This window comes from Caulobacter sp. 602-2 (assembly GCF_011043625.1).
Taxonomy (GTDB): Bacteria; Pseudomonadota; Alphaproteobacteria; order Caulobacterales; family Caulobacteraceae; genus Caulobacter.
On the sequence record NZ_JAAKGT010000018.1, the window covers coordinates 16552 to 29626 of the forward strand.

11 protein-coding genes are annotated in these 13075 nt (G+C 67.5%); 9 read left to right on the top strand and 2 right to left on the bottom strand.

Annotated elements, in window-relative coordinates; all coding sequences use genetic code 11:
- Positions 1 to 90 precede the first annotated feature (90 nt).
- Positions 91 to 2949: a TonB-dependent receptor gene (locus G5B46_RS22930; protein WP_165262832.1), complete on the bottom strand. Its 2859-nt coding sequence runs from the start codon at positions 2947 to 2949 to the stop codon at positions 91 to 93.
- A gap of 346 nt (positions 2950 to 3295) precedes the next feature.
- Here G5B46_RS22930 and fdhD point away from each other — a divergent pair, with 346 nt between their 5' ends.
- The 5 genes from fdhD (at position 3296) to G5B46_RS22955 (ending at position 9503) form a co-directional block, all read left to right on the top strand.
- Positions 3296 to 4111: a formate dehydrogenase accessory sulfurtransferase FdhD gene (gene fdhD / locus G5B46_RS22935; protein WP_165262834.1), complete on the top strand. Its 816-nt coding sequence runs from the start codon at positions 3296 to 3298 to the stop codon at positions 4109 to 4111.
- Complete coding sequence (locus tag G5B46_RS22940; RefSeq protein ID WP_165262836.1) at positions 4111 to 6420, top strand: FdhF/YdeP family oxidoreductase; 2310 nt, start codon at positions 4111 to 4113, stop codon at positions 6418 to 6420. The genes fdhD and G5B46_RS22940 overlap by 1 nt, the downstream gene beginning before the upstream one ends.
- A 51-nt stretch (positions 6421 to 6471) precedes the next feature.
- Entirely contained in the window at positions 6472 to 7635 is a 1164-nt protein-coding gene (locus G5B46_RS22945) for a GNAT family N-acetyltransferase (protein WP_165262838.1), read from the top strand.
- A 16-nt stretch (positions 7636 to 7651) separates the two neighbouring features.
- Positions 7652 to 8557 carry a transcriptional regulator gene (locus G5B46_RS22950; RefSeq protein WP_205691836.1) on the top strand — a complete coding sequence of 302 codons (906 nt, stop codon included), beginning with the start codon at positions 7652 to 7654 and terminating at the stop codon, positions 8555 to 8557.
- Between the two features lie 103 nt (positions 8558 to 8660).
- Complete coding sequence (locus tag G5B46_RS22955; protein WP_165262840.1) at positions 8661 to 9503, top strand: DUF2807 domain-containing protein; 843 nt, start codon at positions 8661 to 8663, stop codon at positions 9501 to 9503.
- A 168-nt stretch (positions 9504 to 9671) separates the two neighbouring features.
- Here G5B46_RS22955 and G5B46_RS22960 read toward each other — a convergent pair whose 3' ends face one another.
- Positions 9672 to 10427, bottom strand: a complete 756-nt coding sequence (locus tag G5B46_RS22960) for a hypothetical protein (RefSeq protein ID WP_165262842.1) — start codon at positions 10425 to 10427, stop codon at positions 9672 to 9674.
- A 625-nt stretch (positions 10428 to 11052) separates the two neighbouring features.
- Here G5B46_RS22960 and rpsJ point away from each other — a divergent pair.
- From rpsJ to G5B46_RS22980, 4 genes are read left to right on the top strand one after another with little or no spacing between them, the layout of a single operon-like run.
- Positions 11053 to 11361: a 30S ribosomal protein S10 gene (rpsJ, locus tag G5B46_RS22965; RefSeq protein ID WP_004616952.1), complete on the top strand. Its 309-nt coding sequence runs from the start codon at positions 11053 to 11055 to the stop codon at positions 11359 to 11361.
- A 14-nt stretch (positions 11362 to 11375) separates the two neighbouring features.
- A complete protein-coding gene (rplC, locus tag G5B46_RS22970) occupies positions 11376 to 12140 on the top strand; it encodes a 50S ribosomal protein L3 (protein WP_165262844.1) in 765 nt (254 codons plus the stop codon).
- Positions 12140 to 12778 carry a 50S ribosomal protein L4 gene (gene rplD, locus G5B46_RS22975; RefSeq protein WP_165262846.1) on the top strand — a complete coding sequence of 213 codons (639 nt, stop codon included), beginning with the start codon at positions 12140 to 12142 and terminating at the stop codon, positions 12776 to 12778. The genes rplC and rplD overlap by 1 nt, the downstream gene beginning before the upstream one ends.
- Positions 12778 to 13074, top strand: coding sequence for a 50S ribosomal protein L23 (locus G5B46_RS22980; RefSeq protein ID WP_058348433.1), 297 nt, complete (start codon positions 12778 to 12780; stop codon positions 13072 to 13074). The genes rplD and G5B46_RS22980 overlap by 1 nt, the downstream gene beginning before the upstream one ends.
- The last annotated feature ends 1 nt before the right edge of the window (position 13075 follow it).

Sequence of the window (13075 nt, forward strand, 5' to 3'; positions counted from 1 at the left end):
TTGTCGCGGAGCGACTGAGGGGGATCGCCCAAAGAAAAAGCGGCGGGGCCTTTCGACCCCGCCGCCTGATCTCGTCCTAGACCCGAAGGCTTAGAACTTGGCCTTGATCGCCACGTAGAAGCGGCGGCCGAGCACGTCGTAGGTCGACGGATCGGTGTTGGCCTGCACGTACGAGGTGAAGTAGGGCGGCTGCTTGTCGGTCAGGTTCGTGACGCCGCCGCGGATCGCGTAGGTGTCGTTGATCTGCCAGCTGCCGTTCAGGTCGAGGTAGTCGACGGCGTCGATCTTCTCCGAAGCGTCGGCGGCGTCGACCATGTCGCCGATGTGGCGCCAGCGCACGCCCAGGTCCACCGGACCCAGAACCCAGCTGGCCGAGGCCGCGAACTTCCACTCGGGGTGGGAGACGGCGACCGAGCTGATCGAGGTGTTGCCGATCGTGCCCTTCAGCTCCTGGAACGCTTCGCCGGCCAGGCTCTGGACCTTGAAGCTGTCGAGGTAGTTGCCCACCACGTTGAACTTCAGCGAACCGTACTTGTCGTCGAGGCCGACCGCGCCCAGGCCGAAGGCCCAGTCCGCCTGGAAGTCGACGCCCGTGGTCTTGTAGCGGGCCAGGTTCAGGTTGGTCAGGGTGAGGGTGTCGATCTCGCCCGTCGAGCTGTTGCGCGAGAACAGGCTGCAATAGTAGGCGCTGTTGGCGTCGCCGTTGTAGCACTTGTCCAGCACGGTGGCCGCGTCGATGGTGCCGATCGCGTCCTTGATGTCGATCGAGTAGTAGTCGACCGACAGCGACAGGCGCTCGAACAGCGGGTTCTCGAAGCGCGGGCTCCAGACGAAGCCGACGTTGTAGGTGTCGGCGGTCTCTTCCTTCAGGTCCGGGTTGCCGCCGGTCAGGGCGTTCACCTGGCTGTTGGGGTAGGTGTAGCTGTCGATGATCGCCGACGGCACGCCTTGCGACAGGCAGAGCGTGCGGACGGCGGCGGCGTTGGAGCCGGTCCGGTAGCTGCTGTCATAGGCGCAGGGGTCTTCGCTGATCGACGGATAGCCCTGGTTCTGCGGCGAGTAGAGTTCGCCGATCGACGGGGCGCGGACGGCGCGCTGGTAGCCGCCGCGGATGCGGAAGCCGTCGACGACCTCCCAGTCGCCGTCGACCTTGTAGGCGCCGACGGTGCCGATGGTCTCGTAGTCCGACATGCGGTAGCCGGCGTCGAGGTTCAGCGACTTGATGAACGGCAGGTCCTTCAGGACCGGCACGAGGATTTCGCCGTACAGCTCGTAGACGTCGCTCGAGGCGTTGATCGCGTCGGCGGCGTTGAAGCCGACGACGTCGCCGGTCGAGAGCAGGCTGTCGGGCACGTACTGGAAGCTGTCGAACTTGTAGTCCGCGCCCCAGGCGCCGCGCACTTCACCGGCCGGCAGGTTGAACAGGCCGCCCTGGAAGTTCAGCTCGACCATGCGCTGTTCGGCGGCGGTCCAGTTCTTGGTCGTGCGCGAGATGTACGAACGGCACGAATCCGACAGGGCGTTGTTGCCGAAGGGATCGTAGCCGCCGGTGCAGATGCTGGCGCCGCCGTCGGCCGCGTCCAGCAGGGTCTGGACCGCCGAGTGGCTGACATTGCCCGACTGGGTCTCGTTCTGCTCCGAGCGGCCGAACGAGGCGTAGAGGTCGTAGGTCCAGTCCTTGAAGCCGGTCGTGCCGCGCACGCCGCCGGCCAGCTGGAAGACGTTGAAGGTGGTTTCCGAGATCCGGGCGCCGACGTCGGTGAAACGCTTGCGCAGCAGGAAGTCGGCCGTCGGGTCGGCGCGGCTGGCCAGAATGGTCGACAGGTCGTCGGGGATGAACGGGTTGGTCACCGGCACGGTGAAGCCCGTCGTGGTGGCGGCCGGCGACGGCGCCAGGATGGTGCGCGAGTCGTAGTGGGTGAAGTTGAACGAGCCGTAGACCTCGGCGTGCTCGTTGACCTCGTACTCGGTGGCCGCATAGGCCGAGTAGCGGGTCAGCGGCAGTTGCAGCAGGTTCAGGGCGCCGGTGTTGTAGGTGCCGTTGACCGGGATCGTCGAGTAGTCGATCGCGTCCGAGCCGGTGTAGTTGACGCCGTTGTAGAACAGCGTGCCGTCGTTGTTGAAGCCCAGGTTCGACGAGGCCTTCACGGTGCCGGCGGCGTAGCCGTACTTGGCGAACACGGCGTCGATGGCGGCCTGGGTCGGCAGGTTGGTGCCAGTGGCGTCATAACGGCCGTACGGCGTGGTCGACGAGGCGCCGGAGATCTTCGCGAAGTCGCGGGCGGCGTTATAGACCTCGCCGCGCTGCGAGTAGCTGACCGAGAACACGGCGTGGCCCTTGTCCTCGGCGTACTTGCCGCCGGCGGTCAGGCTCAGCGAGCTTTCCTTGCCGTCGCCCTGCTCGGTGACGCCGTACTGGGCGTCCATCTGCAGGCCGGTGAAGTTCTTGTTGAGCTTGAAGTTGACCACGCCCGACAGGGCGTCCGAGCCGTAGGTCGCCGAGGCGCCGCCCGAGATCACCTCGATGTTCTGGATCAGGGCCGAGGGGATGATGTTGACATCGACGGTGCCGTCCGAGTTGGACGGAACCACGCGGTGGCCGTCGATCAGCACCATCGTGCGCTGGGTCCCCAGACCGCGCAGATCGATGTTGGCCTGACCGCCGTTCGACGGGTTGTTCGAGGTCGACGACACGGCCGGCACGAACTGGGGCATCTGGTTGAGCAGGGTGTCGACGGTGACCGAACCGGTCTTCTCGATCGCTTCCTGGCCCATCGTGACGATCGGGCTGTTGGAGACGTAGTCGCGGCGCGCGATGCGCGAGCCGGTGACCACCACTTCTTCGACGGCGGAGGCGTCGTCGGTCGTCTGGGCCTGCGCCAGCATCGGCGCGGTCGTCATGGCGATGACGAGCGCGGAAGCGCCCAGCAGATAGGTATTTCTAGCCATTCAAAGTCCCCAGTAATCGCCAAGGCGTCGCGGCCAAGGCCATGGAGGCGGAATAAAATTTCGCCGTGGGGCAGGGATGGGCGGGCTTTGTTTCGTGATTGTGAGGTGAAAGTTCTGTAACGTTCCGATGAATTACAGGAACGGCGGAATATGATTTGGCTACAATCGTATACCGACGTCTATCGGCGGATCGGGATATCAGCGGGAAATCTGTCGCGCTTCCTTTGAAGCAGAACGCCGTTTTGTGTTCGTCTTGTCGCAAAAGGGGCGCGTGGCCCGGCGGCCACACCCCCGTGTTCGTCTTTCGCCATGGCGGCGGCGGCGCCCAAACTGTAGTCTTCGCGTCATGTCCGATGCTTCCGCCCGCCTCCGATCCGCCCTGGAATGGCGCGCCCCGGGACGCGCCGCGACGACCCAGCGCTGGACCCCCCAGGAGGTCGCCGTGGGCCTGTCGTTCGACGCTCGCCCACACACCGTGCTGATGGCCACGCCCGCCGACGTCGAAGACCTGGCGCGGGGCTTCACGATCACCGAAGGGATCGCCCGCGCCGACGAGATCGTCTCGGTGGAGGCGCGGACCGAGGATCTTGGCATTCTCGTCGACGTGCGCCTGTCCGAGGGCGTGGTTCGCCGGAAAGCCCGGCCTCGCAACCTGGAAGGCCGTTCCAGCTGCGGCCTGTGCGGCGTGCAGCGCCTGGCCGACGCGGTGCGGCCGCTGCCGCAGGCCGTCGAGGGCGTGCGCGTCTCGCATGAGGCGGTGCCCGCGGCCCTGGCCAATCTCGAAGCCGCGCAGGCCCTGGGCCGCAGCACCCGCGCCACCCATGCGGCGGCGTTCTGCGATGCGGACGGGCAGGTGCTGCTGCTGACCGAGGACGTCGGTCGTCACAACGCGCTGGACAAGCTGGCCGGGGCGATGGCGCGCCAGGGCCGCGACGCCGGCGCCGGCTTCGTGCTGGTCACCAGCCGCTGCTCGTTCGAGATGGTCGAGAAGGCCGTGCGCATGGGGGCGGGCATGATCGTCGCCGTTTCGGCTCCCACCGACCTGGCCGTGCGTCGGGCCGAGGAGTCCGGCCTGACCCTGGTCGCCCTGGCCCGGGCCGACGGCCACATGGTGTTTTCCCGCCCCGACCGCCTGGTCGAGGCAGCGCTGGAGGTTGCGTGATGGCCGACGATTCCAATCCCGCCTCGGGCAAGATCCCGGGCGTGAAGCCCTATGACGCGCCGGCCGGCGGCTGGGGCGCGCTGAAGGCCGTGGCCGGGGCCCTGGCCGACCAGGAGACCATCGTCGAAGGCGGCAAGACCCTGATGCGGGCCAATCAGCCCGAGGGCTTCGACTGCCCCGGCTGCGCCTGGCCCGATCCCAAGCACACCTCGTCGTTCGAGTTCTGCGAGAACGGCGCCAAGGCCGTGGCCTGGGAGGCCACCGCCAAGCGCGCTAGCCCCGAGGTCTTTGCGGCCCACACCGTCAGCGAGATGCTGACCTGGAGCGACCACGCCATCGAGGACCTGGGCCGCCTGACCCACCCCATGGCCTATGACGCCGCCAGCGACCGTTACCTGCCGATCGCGTGGAGCGAGGCCTTCGCCCGCACCGGCGCGGCGATCCAGGCGCTGGAAAGCCCCCACGAGGCCGAATTCTACGCCTCGGGCCGGGCCAGCAACGAGGCGGCGTTCCTGTTCCAGCTGCTCGGGCGCAAGGTCGGCACCAACAATTTCCCCGACTGCTCGAACATGTGCCACGAGCCGACCAGCGTCGGCCTGCCGGACTCGATCGGCATGGGCAAGGGTTCGGTCAGCCTGGAGGACTTCGACCACGCCGACCTCATCCTGTGCTTTGGCCACAACCCCGGCACCAATCACCCGCGGATGATGGCCACCCTGCGCGAGGCCTCGCGCAGGGGCGCGACGATCATGGCCTTCAACCCGCTGGTCGAGCGGGCGCTGGAGCGCTTCGCCTCGCCGCAGGACCCGGTCGAGATGGCGACCCTGTCGTCGACCCCGATCGCCTCGCGCTACTATCAGGTGTCGGTCGGCGGCGACGCGGCCGCGGTGCAGGGCCTGATGAAGGCCGTCCTGGCCTTCGACCGGGCCGCCCGCGCGGCGAACGAGCCGGCGGTGCTCGACGACGACTTCATCGCCGAGCACACGGCGGGCTTCGAAGCCCTGGCCGCCCATCTCGACGCGCTGTCCTGGGACGAGATCGTCGCCGTCGGCGGCCTGTCGCGCGCCGAGATCGAGGAGGCCGCGGCCATCTACGCCCGGTCCAGCGCTGTGATCCTCTGCTATGGCATGGGCCTGACCCAGCACCGCAATTCGTCCAGCACCGTCCAGCAGCTGGTGAACCTGCTGCTGCTGCGCGGCAACATCGGCCGGGCGGGGGCGGGGATCTGCCCGCTGCGGGGCCACTCCAACGTCCAGGGCGACCGCACGGTCGGCATCTGGGAAAAGCCGTCGGCGGCGCTTCTGGACTCGCTGGGCAAGGTGTTCGGTTTTACGCCGCCGCGCGACCATGGCCACACCGTGGTCGAGGCCATCGAGGCGATGGGGGAGGGGCGGACCAAGGTGTTCGTCGGCCTGGGCGGTAACTTCGCGGTGGCGGCGCCGGATCCCGTGCGCACCCACGCGGCCATGCGCAAGGTCGACTTCGCCGCCCACATCGCCACCAAGCCCAACCGCACCCACCTGCTGGTCGGGCGCGAGGCGCTGCTGCTGCCGTGCCTGGGTCGCACCGAGATGGACCTGCAGGGCGGCGTGCGCCAGTCGGTGACGGTCGAGGACTCGATGTCGATGGTGCACGCCTCGCGCGGCCTCAACGCGCCGGCCTCCGAGCACCTGATGTCCGAGCCGGCCATTGTCGCGGGCGTCGCCCGCGCGGCCCTGGGCGCCGACGATCCCGTCGACTGGGAAGGGCTGACCGCCGACTACGACAAGATCCGCGACCTGATCGAACAGGTCTTTCCGACCCAGTTCACCGACTACAACACGCGCGTTCGCCAGCCGGGCGGCTTCCGCCTGCCGGTGCCGCCGTCCGAGCGCAAGTGGAACACCGCCTCGGGCAAGGCCAACTTCCTGCCCCACACCGGGCTGGACGATCCGCGCCGGGGCGACGCCTCGGTGATGCTGCTGACCACCCTGCGCAGCCACGACCAGTACAACACCACCATCTATGGCGAGAACGACCGCTATCGCGGCGTGTTCGGCCGGCGCGACGTGGTGTTCGTCAATCCCGACGACCTGGCGGCGCTGGGCGTGAAAGAGGGACAGCGCATCGACCTGGCTGCGGCCTTTGATGAAACCGGAGCACGAGTCGTGCGCGGCTTCACGGCTGTCGCGCGAAAAATTCCGCGCGGGTGCGTGGCCGCATACTATCCGGAAACCAATGCTCTAGTAGCACTAGAGGATCACGACCGGCGTAGTGGTACGCCGGCCTACAAGTCGGCGCCGGTGCGGTTAACCCTACACGGCGCCTGACGGAGGGCCGCTGATCCACGCCCGGCGTAGTCCGCGAGGACGGGGAGCAGGGTGCTGGATACGGGATTGCAGGCGCGGGTCATCGAGGTCGCCGACCTCAACGCCGCCGAGCGTGCGCGGTGGGCCGCCTTGCGCGCCGCCGAGCCGATGCTGGCCGGACCTTATTTCGATCTCCGCTACGCCGAGGCGGCCGCGGCCTGCGCGCCGGGCTCGCGCGTCGCCGTGCTTGAGCAGGGCGGCCGCGTCGTCGGATTCCTGCCGTTTCAGCGGCGCGGCTCGTCGATCCAGCCGCTGGGCGCGCCGATGAGCGACTTCCACGGCCTGGTCGCCGAACCGGGCGTCTCGCTGCCCGCCGTGCTGGCCCTGCTGGGCGCCGAGCGCATGCGGGTCAGCGGCCTGGTCTCGCCCGAGCCTCTGCCCGAGCTTTCGGTTCGCTACGCCATGGCCGCCGACCTGTCGGGCGGCTTCGAGGCCTATCAGGCCACCCGCAGCGCCGCCTTCCTGAAGGACAAGCGCCGCCGGGCCCGCGCCCTGGAGCGCGATCACGGCCAGATGGTCTTCACCTTCGAGCGGCCTGCCCTGGACCTGCTGGCCTGGCTGGTCGCCCAGAAGCGCGCCCAGATCCGCCGCACGCACCAGCACGACATCTTCGCCTGCGGCTGGACCATCGATCTGCTGAACCGTCTGGCCGAGTCCGACGCGCCGGACTTCGGCCTGCGCCTGGCCGTGCTGCGCGCCGGCGGAACCATCGTGGCGGCCGAGCTTGGCCTGACCGCCGGCGATCGCCATCACCTGTGGTTCCCGATCTACGACCCGGCCTTCTCGCGCTATTCGCCCGGCGCGCTGATGACGCTGGAGACCTTGCGAGCGGCCGCCGAGCGCGGGGTCGCCCGTGTCGACTTCGGGCCCAGCGAGGAAGCCTACAAGGAAGACTTCGCCGTGCCGATGGAGCCGGTACTGGAGGGGGCGGTGGCCATGCGGCCGTCGCTGATGACCCACCTGCGCGGGGCCCCGGGCGCGGATCGCATCGACGAGGTCGGCCGCCGCCTGGCGCGCCGCCTCGATCGCATCGCCGCCTGCGAGCCGGGTCTCATCGGCCAGGTCAAGGGCGGCGCCAGTTTCGTCACCGGCCTTGGCCGGCGTCATCCGGCCGTCGGGGCCGGAATCGGCGTCGGCATCGGCCTTGGCTTGAGCCTCGGCCTGCTGGCCGACTGAGGGAGGAGTAAGGCTTATGACCCGTCTCGTCGCGCCCTGGTCGGACGACCAGGTCAAGGGCTTCCTCAAGGCCCCGATCACCTTCCGCCACAACCTCGCCGAAACAGGCCTGTTCGACGACGAAGCCCTGGCGCGCCTGCTCGACGCCTATCCGGCCGAGCTCTACGACATCAACCTGTTCGACTTCGACGCCGAAGGCCAGGCGACCATGCGCACGGGCGCTCGCGGCCGCCTGCCGGGGCGCGAGGTGCTGGAAGGCGTCAAGCAGGGGCGCATCTGGGTGCAACTGCGCCGGGCCGAGGCCTGGTATCCGGCCCTGACGCCGCTGATGAAGCAGGCCTTCGCCGAGATCGCGGGCGAGGCCAAGGGGTTCTCGCCCGTCCAGCTGAACGGCCAGCTGATCCTGTCGGCCCCCGGCGCCAAGGTGCCGTTCCACGCCGATGCGCCGGGCGTCATCCTGTTCCACCTGCGCGGCCGCAAGCGGATCTGGATCTATCCGGCCGACGAGGCGCACATGCCCCAGCAGGGCATGGAGAACATCATGCTCAAGCAGCAGACCGAGGACCTGCCGTACCGGCGCGACATGGACGCGGTCGCGGCGGTGTTCGACCTAGAGCCGGGCATGGCCGCCAGCTGGCCGCTGCATGCGCCGCACCGGATCGAGAACCAGGGCGCCTTCAACGTCTCGCTGTCGGTGGATTACCAGACCTGGGGCTCGCGCCTGACCAACGGCGCCCATTTCGCCAACGGCGTGCTGCGCCGCTGGGGCCTGCCTGTGGCGGCGATGGACAAGACCCCGATGGCGGCGCGCGCGGGCCTGTGGGCCGCCTCGCTCGGCCTCAAGCGGATGGGTCTGGTCGAGGACAAGATCAAGGCCTTCGAGCGCAGCTTCGAGATCGGCGACGCGCAGAAGGCCGCCTGACGGGGGTCGTGACAACAGCGTCATGACCTCGAATTAAGTCGTGCGGCGCGGCCCGCCCGACTAGCGTTCCCTCAACGCAAAGCCATCCGAGGGGACTAAAAAGATGCGCGCAATCATCAGCCTGGCCGCCGGCGCGGCCGTTCTGGGCCTGGCCGGCGCGGCGGCGGCCGCCGAACCGTCGGTGAAGATCAAGGACGCGGTCGCCCGCGTCACCATCATTCCCGAAGCCCGCAGCGACGTGAAGGTCGAGTTCCTGACCACCAACGGCCGCCTGCCGCTGGAAGTGCGCAAGGTCGGCGGCCAGACGATCATCGACGGCGACCTGCGCCTCAAGCGCATCCAGAGCTGCAACGGCCGGGGCGACAATGTCACGGTGAAGGTGCGCGACCTGGGCGAGGTGCGCTGGCAGGACATGCCGCAGGTGGCCGTCCGCGTGCCGCTGAACGTCTCGGTCGGCGCTTCCGGCGCCGTCTACGGCAGCATCGGCCGCAGCGACAGCGTCGAGCTGGCCAACGCCGGCTGTGGCGATTGGACGGTGGCCAACACCAGAGGCAAGCTCGAGATCAGCCTGGCGGGATCGGGCGACACCAAGGCCGGCAGCGCCGCCAAGGCCGAGATCAACCTGGCTGGCGCCGGCGACATCAGCCTGCAGGACGTCTCCGACCTAGAGGTCTCGATCGCCGGTTCGGGCGATGTGAAGGCCGCGGCGGTGCGCGGCGGCGACATCGACGTCAGCATCGCTGGCTCGGGCGGCGTCAAGGTCGCAACGGGCCGAGCCCGCGATCTCGACGTCAGCATCATGGGGTCTGGCGGCGTGACCTTCGGCGGCGAGGCCGATCGTGTTTCGCTGTCGGTGGCCGGGTCGGGCGACATCCGCGTGGCCAAGGTCAATGGCGCGGTCAAGAAGTCGGCGATGGGCTCGGGCACGATCCATATCGGCCCGTAAGCCGCGCCGATCGGCGCACGCACATATATATAAAGAGAACGCCCCCGGAGCTTGCGCTCCGGGGGCGTCTTGCTTTCGCCAGGGCCCGCCCCTGCAGGAGGGGAGGGGGTCCTGGAAACGCTGCCCGTGATCCTCCGGCCGGGGCCGGAAGATCACGAAGCTTCCGGCTTAGCGGGCCAGGAAGCCGAACAGGTCGCTGCCGGTGGCCAGGTCGGCGCCGGCGGCGTTGCGGGCCTTCAGGCTGCCGCCGAAGGTGTAGCGCAGGCCAACCTTCACGGCGTCCGACTTCAGGTCGGCCAGGTCGTCGGCTTCGCTGTGGGTGTACTTGGCGAAGGTCGACCAGCCGGTGTTGGCGAACTTGTATTCACCACCAACGTTGATGTCCCAGATGTCGGCGTCGACGAGACCGTCGACGTTCGACCAGCCGAGGCCGGCGTCCAGACGGAAGTCGTCCGAGACGAAGTAGTTGGCGCCGGCGCGGACGGTCCACAGGTCGGCGTCGAGGTCGTTCGACTGACCGTAGGCGGCCAGACCCGTCAGGGTCACGTTGCCGAGGTACTTCTGGGCTTCGCCGCCGACGGCCCACAGGGTGTCGTTCGACGGACGCGACAGGGCGGTGAAGCCGCCGATGCGCAGGCCGTTGCCGATCACGGTCGTGGCGTGAGCAGCGCCCGAAGCGACGGTGCGCTGCGAGACGTCGCTGTCGGCGATCGAGACGTCGCCGCTGGCGGTGATCGTCCACGAACCGGTCGGGATGGCGACCGAGCCGTCGATGACGACCGAGGTGCCGTCAGCGTCGCCGACGCTGGTGTCGACGTTGGTGTAGTCGACGGCGGCGCCGACCGAACCGATGTTCTGGGCGAAAGCGGGAGCCGAGACGGCGACGGCCAGCACGGCGGCGGCGGCGAACAGTTGGGTCTTCATAGTGGGTAATCCCCTTACTCATGTGGTCTCGACGGCGGGCGGTCGTTTTGGGGAGGGCCTCCCTTCCGTCGAGCGGGGCGGATCTATGAAGGTTCGATGACGGCCGCAAGGCTCTGTCAGACCGTTAGAGGCGTTATGGTGCGCAAATACTACACTTGCAGGAACGAATTCGGTTTCTATACGCGCGGGTCGCGCACAAAGATTGTGTGTATCGCCGATAAGTCGGTGAACATTGCTTTTTGGTCAGCCGCGTTTTGGCCATAAGTGTTAAGCCGCCGGCGTCCGGGGCGGGGCTTTACGCCTTGTTAAACAAGCCGCCGCGAAAGCCCTGCGGGACCGCTTGACGAAACCGATTCAGGCACGTAAAAGCGCCCCTCTGTTGGACCGGCTGTGAGCTCTAGGGCTCAAACGCGGTTCGCAAGCGACCCGTAACCAGGCGTCCTTCTCATCCAGAGGAGGGTTCTCCTCGGAGGACGGCGTGGTTGCGGATCACCGGCCCTCGCAAGCGATTGCGCGGGCCAATTTGTTTTGCGGACGCTGCGTTCGGAGTTCTCGAAAGAGGAGTCCGGGTTGGTCTTTGAAATGGTTCGAGACGCGGGCGCAGCCCACTAGGAAACCGAGCGATATGGATCGTCAGAACATCCGCATCCGGCTCAAGGCCTTCGATCACCGCGTGTTGGATCATTCCACGCGCGAGATCGTGAACACGGCCAAGCGCACGGGTGCGACGGTGCGGGGCCCCATCCCCCTGCCCACGCTTATCGAAAAATTCACCGTCAACCGTTCGCCGCACGTCGACAAGAAGTCGCGCGAGCAGTTCGAGATCCGTACGCACAAGCGCGTCCTCGACATCGTTGACCCGACTCCGCAGACCGTGGACGCGCTGATGAAGCTCGACCTGTCGGCCGGCGTTGACGTCGAAATCAAGCTGTAAGGAGGGCCGAACTGATGACTCTCCCCGCTAACCGCACCGGCCTGATCGCCAAGAAGCTCGGCATGACCCGCTTCTTCGACGAAGCTGGCCAGCACGTGCCGGTCACCGTCCTGTCGCTCGACGGTTGCCAGGTCGTGGCTCAGCGCACTGTCGAGAAGGACGGTTACACCGCCCTGCAACTCGGCGCCGGCGCCAAGAAGCCCAAGAACACCTCGAAGGCCGAGCGCGGCCACTTCGGCAAGAACTCGGTCGAGCCCAAGCGGGTCGTCGCCGAATTCCGCGTCGAGGAATCGGCCCTGATCGAAGTGGGTGCGGAATTCACCGCCGACCACTACGTCGCCGGCCAGAAGGTCGACATCCAAGGCGTCACCGTCGGTAAGGGTTTTGCCGGCGCCATGAAGCGCTGGAACTTCGGCGGTCTCCGCGCCACCCACGGTGTCTCGGTCTCGCACCGCTCGCACGGTTCGACCGGTAACCGCCAGGATCCGGGTCGTACGTTCCCGGGCAAGAAGATGGCTGGTCACCTCGGTCAAGAAACCGTCACCACCCTCAACGTCACCGTCTGGAAGGTCGACGTCGAGCGCGGCCTGATCCTGGTCAAGGGCGCCGTCCCGGGCCACGAAGGCAGCTACGTGAAGATCCGCGACGCCGTGAAGAAGGCCGCTCCGGCCGACCTGCCGCGTCCGGGCGCCTTCCGTAAGGCTGGCGAAGCTGCTCCGGCTGCTGAAACCCCCGCTGAAGAGGCCCCCGCGGCGACGACCGAAGAGGGCGAAGGCTAATGAAACTCGACGTCATCAAACTTGACGGCGGCAAGGCCGGCTCCGTGGATCTCGACGACGCCATCTTCGGCATCGAAGACATCCGCGGCGACATCCTGCAGCGCGTCGTTACCTGGCAGCTGGCCAAGCGCCGCTCGGGCAACCACAAGATTCAGGTTCGTAACGAGGTCTCTCGTACGAGCAAGAAGATGTACAAGCAGAAGGGCACCGGCGGCGCTCGTCACGGTTCGCGCCGTGCGGCTCAGTTCGTCGGCGGCGCCAAGGCCCACGGCCCGGTCGTCCGCAGCCACGCCTTCGATCTTCCCAAGAAGATCCGGGCTCTGGCTCTGCGTCACGCCCTGTCGTCGAAGGCCAAGGCCGGTTCGCTCGTCGTTCTCGACAGCGCCGTTCTGACCGAAGCGAAGACGGCCGCCCTGCGCGCCAACTTCGACAAGATCGGTCTGAAGAACGCCCTGGTCATCGCCGGTCCGGAAGTGGACGCGAACTTCAAGCTCGCCGCCCGCAACATTCCGAACGTGGACGTGCTGCCGAACGCCGGCCTGAACGTCTACGACGTGCTGCGTCGCAAGACCCTGGTCCTGACCAAGGACGCGGTCGAAGCGATCTCGGCTCGTTTCGCTGAGAAGGAAGCCGCGTAATGGCCGCTACCGCCCGCCACTACGACACGATCCTGTCGCCGGTGATCACCGAAAAGACGACCCTGCTCAGCGAGCAGAACAAGGTTGTCTTCAAGGTGGCCGCCGATGCGTCGAAGGACGAAATCGCCGCCGCAGTCGAAGAGCTGTTCAAGGTCAAGGTCACCAAGGTCAACACCCTGGTCGCCAAGGGCAAGACCAAGCGCTTCCGTGGCATCGTCGGTCGCCGCACCGACGTCAAGAAAGCGATCGTGACCCTGGCCGAAGGCCAGTCGATCGACATCACGACGGGGCTCTAAG

Bases quoted from the DNA above. Each gene is read 5' to 3' on its own strand.
- G5B46_RS22930 (WP_165262832.1), bottom strand. From the start codon at position 2,949: ATGGCTAGAAATACCTATCTGCTGGGCGCTTCCGCGCTCGTCATCGCC.
- fdhD (WP_165262834.1), top strand. From the start codon at position 3,296: ATGTCCGATGCTTCCGCCCGCCTCCGATCCGCCCTGGAATGGCGCGCC.
- G5B46_RS22940 (WP_165262836.1), top strand. From the start codon at position 4,111: ATGGCCGACGATTCCAATCCCGCCTCGGGCAAGATCCCGGGCGTGAAG.
- G5B46_RS22950 (WP_205691836.1), top strand. From the start codon at position 7,652: ATGACCCGTCTCGTCGCGCCCTGGTCGGACGACCAGGTCAAGGGCTTC.
- G5B46_RS22955 (WP_165262840.1), top strand. From the start codon at position 8,661: ATGCGCGCAATCATCAGCCTGGCCGCCGGCGCGGCCGTTCTGGGCCTG.
- G5B46_RS22960 (WP_165262842.1), bottom strand. From the start codon at position 10,427: ATGAAGACCCAACTGTTCGCCGCCGCCGCCGTGCTGGCCGTCGCCGTC.
- rpsJ (WP_004616952.1), top strand. From the start codon at position 11,053: ATGGATCGTCAGAACATCCGCATCCGGCTCAAGGCCTTCGATCACCGC.
- rplC (WP_165262844.1), top strand. From the start codon at position 11,376: ATGACTCTCCCCGCTAACCGCACCGGCCTGATCGCCAAGAAGCTCGGC.
- rplD (WP_165262846.1), top strand. From the start codon at position 12,140: ATGAAACTCGACGTCATCAAACTTGACGGCGGCAAGGCCGGCTCCGTG.
- G5B46_RS22980 (WP_058348433.1), top strand. From the start codon at position 12,778: ATGGCCGCTACCGCCCGCCACTACGACACGATCCTGTCGCCGGTGATC.